Origin of the sequence: Pseudomonas sp. ES1 (genome assembly GCF_050586605.1) — a bacterium.
GTDB classification, from domain to species: domain Bacteria; phylum Pseudomonadota; class Gammaproteobacteria; order Pseudomonadales; family Pseudomonadaceae; genus Aquipseudomonas; species Aquipseudomonas sichuanensis.
Map to the genome: position 1 here is coordinate 1 of NZ_JBOBDM010000036.1, position 16,860 is coordinate 16,860.

The 16,860-nt window shown below is 65.8% G+C and carries 15 protein-coding genes; 10 read left to right on the top strand and 5 right to left on the bottom strand.

The genetic code is table 11. From position 1 onward, the window contains the following. The 4 genes from ACQ4N9_RS15950 to ACQ4N9_RS15965 all read left to right on the top strand — a co-directional run. Nucleotides 1-225: hypothetical protein (locus tag ACQ4N9_RS15950; protein WP_430933251.1), on the top strand; the 225-nt coding region annotated here is incomplete at its 5' end. Nucleotides 226-342: 117 nt separating this feature from the next. Next, nucleotides 343-1,026 carry a response regulator gene (locus ACQ4N9_RS15955; protein WP_110994018.1) on the top strand — a complete coding sequence of 228 codons (684 nt, stop codon included), beginning with the start codon at nt 343-345 and terminating at the stop codon, nt 1,024-1,026. Then, the gene (locus ACQ4N9_RS15960; protein WP_125859477.1) at nt 1,023-2,345 is read left to right on the top strand and encodes an ATP-binding protein; all 1,323 of its coding nucleotides are present in this window, start codon (nt 1,023-1,025) and stop codon (nt 2,343-2,345) included. Before ACQ4N9_RS15955 ends, ACQ4N9_RS15960 begins: the two co-directional genes overlap by 4 nt. 203 nt (nt 2,346-2,548) lie before the next feature. Then, the gene (locus tag ACQ4N9_RS15965; protein WP_390969668.1) at nt 2,549-3,949 is read left to right on the top strand and encodes an aspartate aminotransferase family protein; all 1,401 of its coding nucleotides are present in this window, start codon (nt 2,549-2,551) and stop codon (nt 3,947-3,949) included. A gap of 49 nt (nt 3,950-3,998) precedes the next feature. Here the strand turns inward: ACQ4N9_RS15965 and ACQ4N9_RS15970 are convergent, their stop codons facing one another. Further along, nucleotides 3,999-4,931: a siderophore-interacting protein gene (locus ACQ4N9_RS15970; protein WP_390969670.1), complete on the bottom strand. Its 933-nt coding sequence runs from the start codon at nt 4,929-4,931 to the stop codon at nt 3,999-4,001. 122 nt (nt 4,932-5,053) lie between these two features. On the opposite strand from ACQ4N9_RS15970, the gene ACQ4N9_RS15975 reads away from it, so the two are divergent. After that, nucleotides 5,054-6,676 carry a twin-arginine translocation signal domain-containing protein gene (locus ACQ4N9_RS15975; protein WP_390969672.1) on the top strand — a complete coding sequence of 541 codons (1,623 nt, stop codon included), beginning with the start codon at nt 5,054-5,056 and terminating at the stop codon, nt 6,674-6,676. A gap of 145 nt (nt 6,677-6,821) precedes the next feature. On the opposite strand, the gene ACQ4N9_RS15980 is transcribed toward ACQ4N9_RS15975, so the two are convergent. The 3 genes from ACQ4N9_RS15980 to ACQ4N9_RS15990 are packed head-to-tail and all read right to left on the bottom strand — an operon-like array spanning nt 6,822 to nt 11,388. After that, the gene (locus ACQ4N9_RS15980; protein ID WP_390969673.1) at nt 6,822-8,243 is read right to left on the bottom strand and encodes an efflux transporter outer membrane subunit; all 1,422 of its coding nucleotides are present in this window, start codon (nt 8,241-8,243) and stop codon (nt 6,822-6,824) included. Nucleotides 8,244-8,246: 3 nt separating this feature from the next. Next, on the bottom strand, nt 8,247-10,211 hold the full coding sequence (locus ACQ4N9_RS15985) for a MacB family efflux pump subunit (RefSeq protein WP_390969675.1): 1,965 nt from the start codon (nt 10,209-10,211) through the stop codon (nt 8,247-8,249). 1 nt (nt 10,212) lies between these two features. Then, entirely contained in the window at nt 10,213-11,388 is a 1,176-nt protein-coding gene (locus tag ACQ4N9_RS15990) for an efflux RND transporter periplasmic adaptor subunit (RefSeq protein ID WP_390969677.1), read from the bottom strand. 218 nt (nt 11,389-11,606) lie between these two features. Between ACQ4N9_RS15990 and ACQ4N9_RS15995 the strand changes: the two genes are divergently transcribed. The 5 genes from ACQ4N9_RS15995 (at nt 11,607) to ACQ4N9_RS16015 (ending at nt 14,919) form a co-directional block, all read left to right on the top strand. Next, complete coding sequence (locus ACQ4N9_RS15995) at nt 11,607-12,083, top strand: sigma-70 family RNA polymerase sigma factor (RefSeq protein ID WP_390969679.1); 477 nt, start codon at nt 11,607-11,609, stop codon at nt 12,081-12,083. 168 nt (nt 12,084-12,251) lie between these two features. Further along, nucleotides 12,252-12,737, top strand: a complete 486-nt coding sequence (locus tag ACQ4N9_RS16000) for a histidine kinase (RefSeq protein ID WP_390969681.1) — start codon at nt 12,252-12,254, stop codon at nt 12,735-12,737. 61 nt (nt 12,738-12,798) lie between these two features. Beyond that, entirely contained in the window at nt 12,799-14,124 is a 1,326-nt protein-coding gene (locus tag ACQ4N9_RS16005; RefSeq protein ID WP_390969683.1) for an MFS transporter, read from the top strand. A 94-nt stretch (nt 14,125-14,218) separates the two neighbouring features. After that, the gene (locus tag ACQ4N9_RS16010; protein ID WP_390969685.1) at nt 14,219-14,515 is read left to right on the top strand and encodes a type II toxin-antitoxin system MqsR family toxin; all 297 of its coding nucleotides are present in this window, start codon (nt 14,219-14,221) and stop codon (nt 14,513-14,515) included. A gap of 2 nt (nt 14,516-14,517) precedes the next feature. Continuing rightward, complete coding sequence (locus ACQ4N9_RS16015; RefSeq protein ID WP_390969687.1) at nt 14,518-14,919, top strand: type II toxin-antitoxin system MqsA family antitoxin; 402 nt, start codon at nt 14,518-14,520, stop codon at nt 14,917-14,919. Nucleotides 14,920-14,978: 59 nt separating this feature from the next. Here the strand turns inward: ACQ4N9_RS16015 and ACQ4N9_RS16020 are convergent, their stop codons facing one another. Beyond that, a complete protein-coding gene (locus ACQ4N9_RS16020; protein ID WP_347148433.1) occupies nt 14,979-16,661 on the bottom strand; it encodes an electron transfer flavoprotein-ubiquinone oxidoreductase in 1,683 nt (560 codons plus the stop codon). Nucleotides 16,662-16,860 lie beyond the last annotated feature (199 nt).

Genomic DNA, 16,860 nt, shown 5'->3' on the forward strand with positions numbered 1-16,860 from the left:
TACGGCGACAAGGCACGCCTGACCTGGGACCTGTTCGACCGCCTGACTCGCTTTGACGACAGCAAGCTCAGCGTGGTCTACAGCTACGACGCCCTGGGCCGCCGCCTGCATAAACACTCGAGTGCACGCTATCAGGACGATCCCCGTTCGGGCTGCGGCTGGAACCGGATGCAGCGGGCCAAACGCCAGCGCGAGCTGGGTTGTGGTATCACCCTCTATGGTTGAGAAGGCGACACTCTCGCCTGGGAAAGTTCGCCGCCGCAGGATGAAGGCGATACGATAATCCCCACTTAATCCCCCCCCTGTGCAATACCCGCTTCCCCACCCCAGGAGCCCCCCACCATGCACGTTCTGCTCTGCGAGGACGACGACCTGATCGCCAGCGGCATCTGCGCCGGGCTCACGGCCCAGGGCTTCACCGTCGATCGGGTGGGCAATGCGTCGCAGGCGCGGCAGATGCTGCAGGCCGCGCAGTTCGACGTGATGATCCTCGACCTGGGCCTGCCCGACGAGGACGGCCTGAAGCTGCTGCGCCGTCTGCGCCAGCAGGGCGAGGCGTTGCCGGTGCTGGTGCTGACCGCGCGGGACGCGGTCAGCGACCGGGTCGACGGGCTGCAGGCCGGCGCCGACGACTACCTGCTCAAGCCATTCGACCTGCGTGAACTGGCGGCGCGCCTGCACACCCTGGTGCGGCGGGTGGCGGGGCGGGCGGTGAACGTGATCGAGCATGGCCCGCTGTGCTATGACCCGAGCAGTTGCATGGCCACCCTGGCCGGGCAGCCGGTCGACCTGTCGCGGCGCGAGCAGGCACTGTTGCAGGCGCTGTTGCAGAACCCCGGGCGGGTGCTGTCCAGCGAACAGCTCAAGGACTGCGTCTATGGCTTCAGCGACGAGGTCGAGAGCAATGCGTTGAACGTGCATATCCACCACCTGCGGCGCAAATTGGGCAATGGCATCGTTGAGACGGTGCGCGGGCTGGGCTATCGGCTGGGGCCGGCGCAGGCGCCGGAGGGGGCTTCGTCATGAGCCTGCGGGTGCGGCTGTCGCTGATCCTTGGCAGCGTATTCATCGTCATCTGGGCGTTGGCGGCGGCGTGGATGCTGCGCGACCTGCGCCAGCAGATGATGTTCTCCCTCGACCAACGCCTGGTGGCCTCGGCACGCATGGTCGCCGGGCTCATCGACCAGTTGCCGCAGCCGCTGGCGGCCAAGGGCGAGGAGGCGCATTTTGCCGCCGACCAGCTGAGCGTGCCGGACGGTATGGCCTGCCAGGTCAGCTCGCTGCGCGGTGAGGTGCTGGCCAGCAACCACAAGCACGACGGGGCGATGGACGACCAGCGCAGCGGCTTCCGTGACCAGACCATCGAAGGCGCCTCCTGGCGCACATTCACCTACAACCACGGCGATGTACGGATCACCACGGCTGACCGCCACCAGGAGCGCGAGGCGCTGAACCAGTCGATACTGCTGGCCGCCTCGGCGCCGGTGCTGATGGCCTTGCTGGGTAGCCTGGGGCTGCTGTGGATCGGCCTGGGCAAAGGCCTGGAACCGCTCAACCGTATGCGCGACGCGTTGCGCAGGCGGCGCGCCGACAGTGTCGAGCCGTTGCAGGTGGCGGGCCTGCCCAGCGAACTGCAGCCGTTGCTCGACACCCAGAATCAGCTGTTCCTGCGCATTGCCCAGACCCTCGAGCGCGAGCGGCGCCTGACCGACGATGCCGCCCACGAACTGCGCAGCCCGCTGACCGCGATCAAGACCCACCTGCAGGTGGCCCGCATGACCGACGGCGCGGTACGCGAGCAGGCGCTGGAGCACGCCGAGCAGGGCACCGACCGCATGCACCGCACGCTGGAACAACTGCTGATGCTGGCCCGGGTCGAAGGCAGCCTGTCGTTCGACGACGGCGTGCAGTGCAGCGCCGAGCAAGTGGCCTTGCAGGCGGTTCAGGACGCGGGCGGTGGTGATAACCGGCGCATCTTGCTGCGCTTGCCGGAAGAAGCGGCCAAGGTCTACCTCGGCATGCCGGCGCCCTTGGCGGTGGCGGCGTTGCGTAACCTGCTGGACAACGCCCTGCGTCACGGTGGCGATGCGGCGGTGGAGCTGGAAGTGCAGGCGCGGGATGGGCAGGTGGGTTTCATGGTGCGCGACCATGGCCCGGGCATCGCCCAGGAAGACCTCGAACACCTCACCGAACGCTTCTGGCGCAACAGCCAGAGCGGCGGTTGCGGCCTGGGCCTGGCGATCGTCCAGGCCATTGCCCAGCGTTGCGCGGGCAGCCTGCGTTTCGACAGCCAGGCCGATGGGTTGCGGGTGTGGTTGAACGTGCCGGCGCGCTCGGTCAAGTGATCGGCGTTGGCTTCATCGCCGGCAAGCCGGCTCCCACAATGAACTTGCACGTCCGCCTGTGGCAGCGGTACTGCCTCAACAAATCCCGCAGCAAGCGCTAAATCCGTACCTCGCCCAAGCGTTTTCCAAGCGATAACAACCCGACACACATCCGGTTACAGGGGCGTGGCGGGCACATTCGCTTGCTTGCGAGGGTTTTTTCGATGTCGACCGCTTCCAGCCTTGCTCAGGTTCTGCCGGCCAACGCGCCGCAGGCCTTGTATGAATTCACGGACTCACCGCTGCTGCTGCGCCAGCAGCAGCAGGAGTCCAACGCGCGCAGCTACCCGCGGCGCATCCCGCTGGCGCTCAAGCGTGCCCGTGGCCTCTACGTCGAGGACGTCGAGGGCCGCCAGTTCATCGACTGCCTGGCCGGCGCCGGCACCCTGGCGCTGGGGCACAACCACCCGGTGGTGACCGAGGCGATCCAGCGGGTGCTGGCCGATGAGCTGCCGCTGCATACCCTGGACCTGACCACCCCGGTCAAGGACCGTTTCGTCCAGGACCTGTTCGGGGTGCTGCCCGAGGCGCTGCGCAGCGAGGCGAAGATCCAGTTCTGCGGCCCGACCGGTACCGACGCGGTGGAAGCCGCACTGAAGCTGGTGCGCACCGCCACCGGGCGCAGCACGGTGCTGGCGTTCCAGGGGGCCTATCACGGCATGACCCAGGGCGCGCAGAGCCTGATGGGCAGCCTGGGGCCGAAAAAGCCGCTGGGCGCACTGCTCAACAATGGCGTGCAGTTCCTGCCATACCCTTACGACTACCGTTGCCCGTTCGGTCTGGGCGGTGAGGCGGGCGTGCGCGCCAACCTGCATTACCTGGAAAACCTGCTGAACGATCCCGAGGCCGGCGTGGCGCTGCCTGCGGCAGTGATCGTCGAGGTGGTGCAGGGCGAAGGCGGCGTGATCCCGGCGGACATCGAGTGGCTGCGCGGCCTGCGCCGGATCACCGAGCAGGCCGGGGTGGCGCTGATCGTCGATGAGATCCAGAGCGGCTTTGCCCGTACCGGGCGGATGTTCGCCTTTGAGCATGCCGGCATCGTCCCGGATGTGGTCACGCTGTCGAAAGCCATCGGTGGCAGCCTGCCGCTGGCGGTGATGGTCTACCGCGACTGGCTCGACCAGTGGTTGCCAGGCGCCCATGCCGGCACCTTCCGCGGCAACCAGATGGCCATGGCCGCAGGCTCGGCGGTGATCAACTACCTGGTCGAGCACCGTCTGTGCGAGCACGCCGAAGCCATGGGCCAGCGCCTGCGTGGCCATCTGCAACGCCTGCAGCAGGACTATCCGCAGCTGGGCGACATTCGTGGCCGTGGCTTGATGCTGGGGGTCGAGCTGGTGGATCCGGCCGGCAAACTCGACGCCCAAGGCCACCCGCCGGCCTGTCGCACCCTGGCGCCGAAGGTGCAGCGTGAATGCCTGCGCCGTGGCTTGATCCTCGAGCTGGGCGGGCGGCATGGCGCGGTGGTGCGCTTCCTGCCGCCGTTGATCATCAGCGCCGAGCAGATCGACGAAGTGGTCGGGCGTTTTGCCGAGGCGGTGCGGGCAGCGGTTGCTGCACGTTGAAGTGAGCCGTGACAAGCACTGGGGCCGCGTAATGCGGCCCCAGTGCTTTTCAGTCCAGTACCCGCCCGGCGCGCCAGTAGCCCATCAGCGTCAGGCTTTCGCGCGGCAGGCCGCGCGTCTTGATCAGGTGTCGGCGGATGTCCATCACCGCCCCTGACTCGCCAGCGACCCATGCGTGGAAACCGTTGCACTCGCCGCTGCCCTGCTCCCAGAGAATCTGCGTGTCGATGTCAACCTCTTCCAGCCGGCCTGGTGCCGCTGCGCGCACAGCGGGCAGGCTGGCCAGTTCCTGAACGGCATGGCGCATGGCCTGGCCGTGCTCGCTGCGCAGCAGGTCACGGGGCAGCCAGTGCAGGCGGGTAGCCGGGCTGTGGCGCAGGGGCAGGCAGTCGTCTTCCAGGGGCACTTCGATGAAGGCTTCTACTGCAAGCTCAGGGGCCTTGTCGGCCAGCTGCTCGAGGATACCGGCGATGGCCGGCAGGGCGGTTTCGTCGCCCACCAGCAGGATGTGCCGGGCGTTGTGCGGGGGCTTCCATTCATAACCGCCCGGGTCGCCGGCATAGGCCAGGTTGGGGGCGACCATCTGCAGCCGGTCACCCATGCGGGCGCTGGTCGCCCAGGCCGATGCCGGGCCGTTCACCCCATGCAGGACGAAGTCCACATCCACTTCACAGGCTTCGCGGCGCAGGGCGCGAATGGTGTAGGTGCGCATCGGCGGCGTGTCCTGCGGCGCCAGGTGGCGGCGTGCCTGTTGCCACTGGCCGTCCTTGGGCAGGTTGGGCGCAGCGCCCGCAGGGGTGGGGAAGAACAGCTTGATGCGCTGGTCGGGGGCCAGGGTGGTCATCTGGGCCACGTCAGGGCCGCTGAAGACGAAGCGGCACAGCGAGGGGCTCAGAGCCACGATGGCCTTGAGCTCGATGTCGAAGATCCGGTAGGCGGTGGCCTTGCTGGGGCGGATCAGGCGGGCAAGCAGGGAGGTCATGGGGGTACCTCTGGCAACGGGAGATACTCAACAGACGAGCGCCTTGGCCGCTAAATTTACCCGGCCGACATCCGTCCTAGCTTGGATAGAGGCCGCGTCACGCGGAGACGGATTGAGGCGCAATGACAATTTCTCGACGAGGATTCATCGCAGGCCTGGCGGTAGCGGGCGCTGCCGGCACGGCGGCCTATTACGCGCACAAGGAGCTGACCCACGACCCGCAGGACGATGTGGTCACGCCGGGCGAGGCCAGCGTCGAGCTGGCCGACGCCGCCGGGCAGGTGCTGGCGGACTTGCTGCGCGGGGTCTGGGACATTCGTTTTGCCGGCGCCGATGGCGGCCTTGACGGCCTGCCCAGGGAAGGGGTGGAGATGTTCCTCGATGTCGCCACCAAGGGCCGCGGGCTGCGGGGCTTCGTCGATACCGGCGAACGCCTGCGTGGCGACGGCGAGGCGGCCTACCGTGTGCTTGGCGACCTGGTGGGCGCCAGCAGCGGCCAGGTGCGCTGGCGCTTGGTCGGCCTGCACGGCGGCCCGGGCTATGAGTGCGTGGCCAGCCTCGATGAGGTGTGGGGCGCCTTTGCCAATGCCGGCCCAGGCACCCTCAGCGGCCGCATTCAACGCCTGGACCGCCCGCTGACGCTGCCGTTGCAGGACAGCCGCTTCGTCGCCGTCAAGCGCCCATTCCCCGAAGCGCGCGAGCGCCTGCCCTACACCGCACAGATGCAGGACTGGGTGATCGGCGCCGAGCATCGGCTGTTCCACCAGCTCTGGCACGCGACCCGCGATCAGTGGCACAAGCTGCCCGTGGAGAAGCACAACGCGCTGCGTGGCCTGGGCTGGCAGCCCGGCCCGCGCGACCGCGAGCGCGATGCCCGTGGCCCGCGCAAGCATCGCAATGGTTCGGGCATCGACTTCTTGTTCATGCATCGGCACATGCTGATGCATGCCCGCACCCTGCAGGACCTGCCGTCGTGGCAGCGCTTCCCGCTGCCGCAACCGAGCGTGGAGTTCGACCGCGCAGGCTTTGCCCGTTACCACGACAACCACGACGGCCACCGTGTGCCGCCCAGTTGGCAGGCACCCGAGGACGAGGCCTATGGCCAGTGGGTGGCGGCGATCAAGGCGGGTGAGACGTTCTGCAGCAACTTCCAGGTGTGGGAGTCGCAGTACCAGGACCCGCAGTACCTGTCGAAGCTGTCGCTGGGCGCCTTCGGCTCCGAGCTTGAGATGAACCTGCACGACTGGTTGCACATGTGCTGGGCGTCGGTGCCGCGTGACCCGATCAACGGCGCGCCGGTACCCTTTGCCCGTGATCCTGCGGACTTCGCCGCGCGCTGGTTCGAGCGTGAAAACGACTTTCTCGGCGACCCGTTCTCGTCCCACGTCAACCCGGTGTTCTGGGCCTTCCATGGCTGGATCGACGACCGCATCGACGACTGGTTCCGCGCCCACGAGCGCTATCACCCTGGCCAGGTTCGGCGCCAGCAGGTCAATGGTGTGGCCTGGTTCGCCCCTGGCCGCTGGGTGGAGGTCGATGACCCGTGGCTGGGGCCCGATACCCATGGCTGCAGCACCGAGCCGGGTACGCGCCCGGGCAAATCGGTCGAGATGGACGTGGAAGTGATGAAACTGGCCTTGCGCATCACCTTCGGTGAGGACGACAAGATCGACGGGCTGCTGCGCAAGGTGCCGCAACGGCCCTGGTATGCGCGGCACCTGTCGATGAAGAACATCGCCACTTGATGGACTAGCCCGCCCCTTGTAGGAGCGGCCTTGTGCCGCGAAAGGGCTGCAGAGCAGCCCCAGGTTTCGGTGTAAAGATAGAGATCGCTGGGGCCGCTACGCGGCCCTTTCGCGGCACAAGGCCGCTCCTACAAGGGGCGGCGGGTCATGGCCGAGTCACGGCCAATGCCTGTGGCGCCTGCCACCCCCCACCCAACGCCTTGTACAACGCCACGCTGCCCTGCAGCCGTGCCAGGTACAGTTGCGCCTGCTCATCCTGGGCCAGGTACAGGGTGCGTTGGGTTTCCAGCACGCTCAGCAAGGTCTCGGCACCGGCGGCATAGCGCTGCTGGGCGAGGTCGAAGGCGATGCGCGCCTGCTGCACTTCCTGGTCTTGCCACTGGCGCTGGCGCTCCACGCCACTGATGGCGTTGAGGGCTTTCTCGACATCGGAAAAACCGGCCAGGATGCTGCTGCGGTATGCCTCCAGCAGCTCCTGCTGCTCGGCGCTGGCCAGCTCGCGCTGGGCGCGCAGGCGGCCATTGTTGAAGATGGGCGCGGTAAGGCCGGCGGTGAGGGTGTAGTAGGGGCTGTCGAAAATGTTGGCAAAGGTCCTCGAGCCACTGCCAAGGTCAGCGCCCAGCACCAGGCGCGGCAGCATGGCGGCCCTGGCTACCTGCACGTCGGCGCTGGCGGCGGCCAGGCGGGCTTCGGCGGCGGCGATGTCGGGGCGTCGGCTCAGCAGTTCGCTGGGCACGCCGCTGCCGATCAGCGGCCAGCGCAGCGCGCCGATCACCTCGTTGCCAGCGGGCAGTGCCTGCACCGGATCACCCAGCAGGGTGGCCAGGGTGATGCGGTTGTCCTGGCGGCGCTGTTCGAGCAGCGGCAGCTGGCGCTCCTGGGCGGCCACCAGGCTGCGCTGCTGGGCCAGTTCCAGGCGGGTGGCGGAGCCGGCGCGTTCGCGGGCCTCGACCAGGCCGAGCACGTCGCGGGCGTTGTCGAGGTTGAGGCGGGCGATGCGCAATTGCTCCTCCAGGGCCAGGCCCTGCAGGTAACTGTCGGCGACGGCACTGACCAAGGTCAGTTCGACGGTCTGGCGCTCGAAGCGGCTGGCGTCCAGGCTACGCAGGGCGCTGTCACGGGCGGCGCGCAGGCCACCCCAGAAGTCGATCTCGTAGCTGGCGCTCAGGCGGGTACCGAACGAGGTGCTGGTGCGTTCGCTGCTGCTGGCGTCGAGCTGGTCGTTGCCGTCACCGCGCAGCAGGCGCTGGCGGCTGGCATCCAGGCCCAGTTGCAGTTCCGGCAGCAAGGGGGCGCCAGCGATCACCGCGCTGGCCTGGGCCTGGCGCACCCGGGCGGTGGCGGCGGCGAGGTCGTAGCTGTTTTGCCGGGCGCGTTCGATCAATTGGTCAAGCACGGGGCTGGCGAAGGCGCGCCACCAGTGGCCGTCCGGCCAGGGTTGCGCGGTTTCGGCGGCGCTTTGCCAGGTGGGTGGGGCGTCGATGCCCGACGCAGGTGGCGGCGGGGTGCTGCAGGCGGCCAGGAACAGGCTCAGGGTCAACAGGCTGATGCGGCTGGGGATCGTCATGGATTATTCGCTGGTAAGGGCTTTGACCGGGTCTAGGCGGGCGGCCTTGCGGGCTGGCATGAAGCCGAACACCACGCCGGTGACCACGGCGCAGGCGAAGGCGCCGATGATCGCAGGCAGGGCGAAGGCCACGGCGATATCGGCCAGCAGCAGGCTGCCGCCGATGGCCAGGGCGAGGACGATGCCGGTGACGCCACCGACCATCGACAGCATCACCGCTTCGGTGAGGAACTGGCGCAGGATGTCGCGCTGGCGGGCACCGGTGGCCATGCGGATGCCGATCTCGCGGGTGCGTTCGCGCACGGTCATGAGCATGATGTTCATTACGCCGATGCCACCGACCAGCAGGGATATCGCGGCGATCGCCCCGAGCATCAGCGACAGGCTGTTCTGGGTGCGCGCCTCGGCCTGGATCAGCGCGGCGTCGTTGGTCAGCTCGAAATCATGCTTGCCCTGGTGGCGCTGGCGCAGCAGATGTTCGATCGCCTGTTCGGTCTGGTGCACCCGGCTGGAGTCCTGGGCGGTGACGGCGATGTATTCGGGGTCGCGGCTGCCGAACAGGCGGATGGCGGCGGCCGAGTAGGGCACCACGATGCGCTCGTCGCTGTCCTCGCTGCCGGAGCTGGCGCCCTTGGCGAGCAGTACACCGATCACCTGGAACGGCACGTTGCCGATCAGCAGGTATTGGCCGAGGGGGTTGCTCCCTTCGCCGAACATCTTGTCCCGAACCTTCTGGCCGATCACCGCCACGGCTGCCCCGCTGGCTTCGTCGGCTTCGGTGTAGAAGCTGCCCTCGACCACCGGCCAATTGAAGATCTCGGGGAACCAGGTGTTGTTGCCGCCTACATAGAACTGCTGGCTGTTGTTGCCCTGGCGCACCATCAGCTTGTCGCCGATCACCGGCATGACGTGCTTCACCTGGGGCAGCTCGGCGATGGCGGCGACATCGTCGAGGGTGACGATGCCTGCGGGTTCGCGCTCGGTCGCACTTTTGCCGTTGAGGTAGAGGATGTTCGAGCCGAAGGCGGCCATCTGCGCCATCACCTGGCGTTTGCTGCCTTCGCCGACCGCCAGCATGACCACCACCGAGGCCACGCCGATGACGATACCGAGCAGGGTGAGCGCGGTACGGAAACGGTTGACCCACATCACCCGCCAGGCGGCTTGCAGCGACTCGAGCATTTCGCCTTTCCAGGCACCTTTATGGCTGGCACCGCTGTCCAGGCGTTGCCGCAGGTCATCGGCCTGCAGGTGGCGGGCGGGTACGCTGGCCGCTTGCTCGGCGGCCGAATCGCTGACCACCTGGCCGTCGCGCACCTCGATCACCCGTTGGGCGCGGGCGGCGACTTCGCGGTCGTGGGTGATCAGGATGATCACGTGGCCCTGGCTGGCCAGTTCGTCGAGCAGGGTCATCACTTCGGCGCCGCTGTGGCTGTCGAGGGCGCCGGTGGGTTCATCGGCGAGGATGATATGGCCGCCGTTCATCAACGCCCGGGCAATCGACACACGTTGTTGCTGCCCACCAGAGAGCTGGTGCGGGCGATTGCCGGTGCGGCTGGCCAGGCCCAGGCGCTCGAGCAGGGCATGGGCGCGCGCATGGCGTTCGGCCGGCGGCGTGCCGGCATAGATGGCCGGCATCTCGACGTTTTCCTGGGCCGAGCCCGAAGGGATCAGGTGATAGCCCTGGAACACGAAGCCGAACGCCTCGCGGCGTAGCCAGGCCAGTTCGTCGCCGTCCAGCTCGGCCACGTCGCGGCCGGCGAAGCGGTAGCTGCCGGAAGTCGGGCGGTCGAGGCAGCCGAGGATGTTCATCAGGGTCGACTTGCCGGAGCCCGAAGCGCCGACGATGGCGACGAACTCGCCGGGGTGGATGCTCAGGCTGATGCCGCGCAGCACCTCGACTTTCGGTGAGTCGATGCCGCCGTAGGCCTTGTAGATGTCGCTTAATTCGATCAGGGGTGTGCTCATCTCAACCCCCGCTGGTCGGCGAGCCGATCACCAGGCGTTCGCCTTCGTGCAGGCCGTCGAGGATCTGCACGCGCAAGCGGTCGCTCAGGCCGGTGCGCACTTGGCGCGCCTCGACCTTGCCGTCGGCCTTGAGTACCTGGGCCAGGCGCAGGCCGTCGTCCGCGGTGTCTTGCAACGCGGCCAGCGGGGCGCTGAGTACTTGGCTGGCCTGGCCGGCAACGAAGAACACCTGGGTGGTCATCTCGGCCATCAGAGCGCCGTCGGGGTTGTCGACGTCGAGCAGTACGGTGTACTGCACCACCTTGCTGCCGGTGGTGCCGGCCGTGGCGCTGGCCGGGCTGCCGCCGCCCTGGGCGCTTTGATCCAGCGGTTTGGGCGGGATCGGCAGGATCTGGCGCACGGTGCTGGCCCAGCGGCGTTTGCCGCCGGCAAGGGTGGTGAAGTAGGCGGTCATGCCGGGTTTGACCTTGCTGATGTCGGCTTCGGATACCTGGGCCCAGACGGTCATCGGTGACAGTTTGGCGATGCGCAGGATCAGCGGGGTTTGCTGCTGGGCATTGAGGGTCTGGCCTTCGCGGGCGTCCACGGCCACCACGGTGCCGCTCATGGGGGCATAGATGCGCGTGTAGCCAAGCTCCGCCTCGTCGCTGCGCAGGCTGGCCTGGGCCTGGAGGATCTGGGCCTGGTACATGTCGATGCGGGCCTGAGTCACTTTCAGCTGGGCCTGGGCGGTTTGCAGGTCTTCCTGGCGGCTGGCGCCAGCGGCGGCCAGGTCGCGCTGACGCTGGTGTTGCTGCTGGGCCAGGAGGTACTGGGCGCGTTGCTCGGCGAGTTGCGCCTTGAGGTTTTCGATGGAGTAGCGGCCAGCGTCGAGCTTGGCCTTTTGCGTGGAGGGGTCGATCTCCACCAGCAACTGGCCTTCGCGGACTACATCGCCGGCCTCCACATGCAGCTTGCGGATCTGCCCGGACGCCTGGGCACCGACGTCGACATAGCGGCGCGGTTGCAGGGTGCCAAGGGCGGTGACGCTGCTTTCGATATCGGCGCGGGTCACCGGCACGGTGCTGACCTGCGCACCGCCCAGGGGCAGGGTGGTCCAGGCCAGCAGGCTGCCCAGGCCAAGCAGGCCCAGGGCTGCAATAAGCAGACGGCGACGGGGGGCGGTTGTGCGTGTCATGCGGGCTTCCAGCCGAAGGGAGTGGCCGGGCGCGGCCATGCACGGCGCGCTCGGGGGTCCCAGTTAAACGAACCTGCAGCATGCCGATTTAACCGGGCGAAAGGCCAGCATCGATGTTGCTGAGAATAATTATAATTTGTAAGATCGTTAACTTACTTCACTCCTACCCGCTGCCCATGCCATGTCAGCGTTTGCGCAGGGAAAGGCCAGGTACCGTCGTGGAACACTACTATCGCGAATTGGTGAGCTTTCTCTCTGCACGCCTGGGCAATCGCCAGGCGGCAGAAGATGTGGCCCATGACGCTTACCTGCGGGTGCTGGAACGTACTGAGGGCGAGCAGATCGAGCACCCGCGGGCGTTCCTGTACCGCACCGCGCTGAACCTGGTGGTCGATCGCCACCGGCGCCACCTGGTGCGCCAGGCCGAGCCGCTTGAGGTGCTCGATGGCGACGAGCGTTGGCACAGCCCGGCACTGACCCAAAGCATGCAGCAGGATCAGCGCCTGGCCTTGATGCAGCAAGCCCTGGATGAGTTGAGCGCGGTGTGCCGTGACTGCTTCCTGTTGCGCAAGCTCGATGGCCTGTCGCACCCGCAGATTGCCGAGCGCCTGGGCATTTCCCGCAGCCTGGTGGAGAAGCACATCGTCAATGCCATGAAGCACTGTCGCTTGCGCATGCGGCAGTGGGAGTCGTGAATACGCCGTGAAGGGCAGGTGAAAATTTCCTGTGCTGGCAACTTGATTTCCAGTTGTTTCAAGACAACTATCAATAAAGACCCGATCAGGCGGCCTGCCTGACGTTTGCCTGTTCTGGCGCAGTACGGTCATGGAGCCCATTCATTACCTTGCGGCCAGGTGCGGACGATGCCCAACAAATCCCTGCGCATCCTCATCGCTGACGAACACCCCGACCAGCGTCTGCAGCTGGAGCGGCTGCTCAATGGCCTGGGGTATTACCGCATCGCCCCGGTGGAGAGCTTCGACGATCTGCAGCGACTGGTACACAGTGCCCTGCTGCCGTTCAACCTGTTGGTTGGCAACATCGAACTGGCCAGCCATGCGGGCGTCGACTTGGCGCGCTTCTGCCGGGTCAGTACGCAGATCCAGCACGCCTTGTTGTATCACTCGCAGCAACTGAAGGTGCCTGCCGTGCCGCAGAGCGAGCGTCAGGCGGTGAGCGTCAGCCTGCCAAGGGTGCCTGATTGCGAGGCGTTGGGGTCGTTCATGGCGATCATCGACCTGCCAGTGGTGGTCGGACAGGTGCCATTGCCGGCCAGCCTTTGCGGCGCAGCCGGCTATGGCAAGCGGCGGATGAATTTCGGCCAGACCGTTTTCAGCCGCAGTTCCTGACTCGGCCTGGGTTATCGGCATTTGCTATTCTCTTGGCCTTTTGCCGATCTGCGGACCTGCCATGACTGCCATCGATAACCCCCGCGCGCCCGGCTTCAGCCGCGGCGACCACCGGACCCTGGGCCTGGCGGCGCTGGGCGGCGCCCTGGAAATCTACGATTTCATCATCTTCGTGTTTTTTGCGCTGACCCTCAGCCAGCTGTTTTTCCCGCCCGAGATGCCAGAGTGGCTGCGGTTGCTGCAGAGCTTCGGGATTTTCGTCACCGGCTACCTGGCGCGGCCTTTGGGCGGCATTCTCATGGCCCATTTCGCCGACCACCTGGGGCGCAAGCGGGTGTTCAGCCTGAGCATCCTGATGATGGCATTGCCGTGCCTGTTGATCGGCGTGATGCCGACCTACGCCGACATCGGCTACGCCGCGCCGCTGATCCTGTTGGCCCTGCGCATACTGCAAGGGGCTGCGGTGGGGGGCGAGGTGCCCAGTGCCTGGACCTTCGTCGCCGAGCATGCGCCGGCCGGGCGGCGAGGCTATGCGCTGGGCTTTCTGCAGGCGGGGCTGACCTTTGGCTATCTGCTTGGCGCGCTGACTGCGACGCTGCTGGCGCAGCTTTATACACCGCAGGAAATACTCGACTACGCCTGGCGCTACCCGTTCCTGCTGGGCGGCGTGTTCGGCGTCATCGGTGTGTGGCTGCGCCGCTGGCTGAACGAGACGCCGGTGTTTCTTGCCCTGCGCGAACAGCGGGAGCAGCCGGTAGCCTTCCCGCTGCGCAGTGTGCTTGGCGAGCATCGCCGGGCGCTGATTCCAGCCGCGCTGCTGACCTGCGTGCTGACCTCGGCAGTGGTGGTACTGGTGGTCATCACGCCGACGGTGATGCAGCAGCGTTTCGGCATGACGGCCGGGCACACCTTCGCCTTGAGCAGCGTGGGTATCGTCTTTCTCAACATTGGTTGCGTGCTGGCCGGGTTGCTGGTCGATCGCATCGGCGCCTGGCGTGCATTGATGATCTACAGCCTGGTGCTGCCGCTGGGCATCGGCGCGTTGTACGCCAGCCTGGTGGGGCAGTGGGGCATGACTTGGCTGGCCTACGCGCTGGCCGGGCTGTCCTGTGGGGTGGTGGGGGTGGTGCCGTCGGTGATGGTCGGGCTGTTCCCGGCGCAGATCCGGGTGTCGGGGATTTCGTTCACCTACAATATCGCCTACGCCCTGTGGGCCAGTACCACACCGTTGGCGTTGATTGCGCTGATGCCGTGGAGCCCGTGGGTGTGTGTCGGCTTTTGTCTGATCATGGGCACGGTCGGGGTGTTGACGTCGCTGTATTTCGGGCGTCGTGAGCCGTTGGCATTCGGTGCGGAGTCCATGCCGATCATGTGTGGTGACAAATGAAGTGGTAGTGGCTGTGGGGCGTTGAGGCAGACTTCCGGGCGGGGGTTATTGGAATAACCTATTAGCCAGATTTAACCTGAAAGGTTAATTTCTCATGGAAAAGAGAATGCCTCATTGCCCACTTGATCGGGTAAAAGCGCTGCTTGCTGCGAAGCGGGTCAGTCCGACTAGCGCTGCATTAAGAGGTGCCAGGACTCTGGGCCTGGATTACCCAGGGATGCTCGATGTGATCAGCAGTCTGGAACGCACTGATTTTTACAAAAGCATGACCTGCTATACGGAACACCGCGTCTGGCAGGACGTATACCGTCCGCTCACGGCAGTCGGCTACGTTTACCTGAAACTGTCAGTGGTCGATGACGTGCTCATCGTGTCCTTCAAGGAGCTGTAATCATGAGATGCCCGATCTGCGGTGGTGCGGAGCTTGCGCCAGATATTCAGGACATGCCCTACCGCTACAAAGGAGAGTCGACTCTGATTCAGGGCGTCAGCGGCGATTACTGCTCTGCCTGTGGTGAGGCGGTCCTGAGCCACGACGAAGCCATGCGTGTCAGTGAGCAGATGACGGCCTTTGAACGCCGGGTCAATGCGGCTGCGGTCGATCCAGCTTTTATCAGCGCCGTGCGCAAGAAATTCGACCTGGATCAGCGCGAGGCAGGTGAGATTTTCGGTGGTGGGGTCAACGCTTTTTCCCGCTACGAAAATGGTAAAACCACGCCGCCAGTGGCGTTGATCAAGCTGTTCAAGCTGCTCGACCGCCACCCCGAGCTGTTCGAGGAAGTCAGGACCGCCTGATACGAAAAAGCCCCCTGGCCTTGCGGCCAGGGGGCTTTTCATTGCTGCGAGGGCAGGCCTTACATGTTCGGGTAGGTCGGCCCGCCGGCGCCTTCAGGGGTGACCCAGGTGATGTTCTGGGCCGGGTCCTTGATGTCGCAGGTCTTGCAGTGCACGCAGTTCTGCGCGTTGATCTGGAAGCGCTTGCTGCCGTCTTCCTGGGTAACCACTTCATACACGCCGGCCGGGCAGTAACGCTGCGCCGGTTCGTCGTACAGCGGCAGGTTGCTGGCGATCGGGATGTTCGGGTCGGCCAGCTTCAGGTGGCAGGGTTGTTCCTCTTCATGGTTGGTGCTGGAGAGGAATACCGAGCTGAGCTTGTCGAAGCTGAGCTTGCCGTCCGGTTTCGGGTAGTCGATCTTCTGCGAGTCGGCGGCGAGCTTGAGGCAGGCGTAGTCCGGCTTGGTGTCATGCAGGGTGAACGGCAGCTTGCCGCCAAACCAGTTCTGGTCGATGTAGTTGAACGCGCCACCGAGCAACGGGCCGAACTTGTGCAGCGCCGGGCCGAAGTTGCGGCTGGCGAACAGCTCTTCATGCAGCCAGCTGGCCTTGAACGCGCTGACATAGCCGTTGAGCTGGTCGCCGCCTTCGCTGCCGGCGATCAATGCGTCGGCTACCGCTTCGGCGGCGAGCATGCCGGACTTCATCGCGGTATGGCTGCCCTTGATCTTGGAGAAGTTCAGGGTGCCCAGGTCGCAGCCGATCAGCGCGCCACCGTTGAACACCATCTTCGGCAGCGAGTTCAGGCCGCCTTTGCAGATGGCGCGGGCGCCGTAGCTGATGCGCTTGCCGCCTTCGAGGTACTGGCTGATCACCGGGTGGTGCTTCAGGCGTTGGAACTCGTCGAAGGGCGAGAGGTACGGGTTGGCATACGACAGGTCGACGATCAGGCCCACCACTACCTGGTTGTTTTCCAGGTGATAGAGGAACGAGCCGCCGGTGTTCTCGGCGCTCATCACGTCCAGTGGCCAGCCAGCGGTGTGTACCACCAGGCCTTGCTCGTGCTTGGCCGGGTCGACTTCCCAGATTTCCTTCAGGCCGATGCCGTAGTGCTGCACGTCGGATTCGTTGTCCAGGTCGAAGCGCTTGATCAGTTGCTTGCCGATATGGCCACGGCAGCCTTCGGCGAACAGGGTGTACTTGGCACGCAGTTCCATGCCTGGGGTGTAGAGGCCTTCTTTGGGGTTGCCTTCGCGATCGACACCGAGGTCACCGGTGATGATGCCGCGAACGACGCCGTTCTCGTCGAACAGGGCTTCCTGGGCGGCGAAGCCTGGATAGATCTCGACGCCCAGGTTCTCGGCCTGCTGGGCCAGCCAGCGGCACAGGTTGCCCAGGGAGATGATGTAGTTGCCCTGGTTGTGCATGGTCTTGGGCACGAACAGGTCGGGGACCTTGGTCGAGCTGTCGGCACTTTTCAGCACATAGATGTCGTCGCGCTTCACTTCGGTGTTCAGCGGCGCGCCGAGCTCTTTCCAGTCGGGGAACAGTTCGTTCAGGGCGCGCGGCTCGAATACCGCGCCGGAGAGGATGTGGGCGCCGACTTCGGAGCCTTTCTCGACCACGCAGACGCTGATCTCGCTACCGGCTTCGGCGGCCTTCTGCTTCAGGCGGCAGGCGGCGGACAGGCCCGCCGGGCCGGCGCCGACGATGACCACGTCGAATTCCATGTATTCGCGTTCCACTGGTTCTCTCCTACTCATCAAGGCTCGTGCTGTTGCTTGGTCTTATTGGGTGCTGGGGCGGTCATGCGTAGCGGCTGATGCTGTAGCTGCTGGAATGACGGACTACACCGTTTTGTCTTGGCCGCGCATTATATCTACACCACTTGGCGGGTCCAATACAAACGTTTGTTTGAATTTGCCGGAGCCCAGTAAAATCACTGGTACGCGGCTGAAGGCT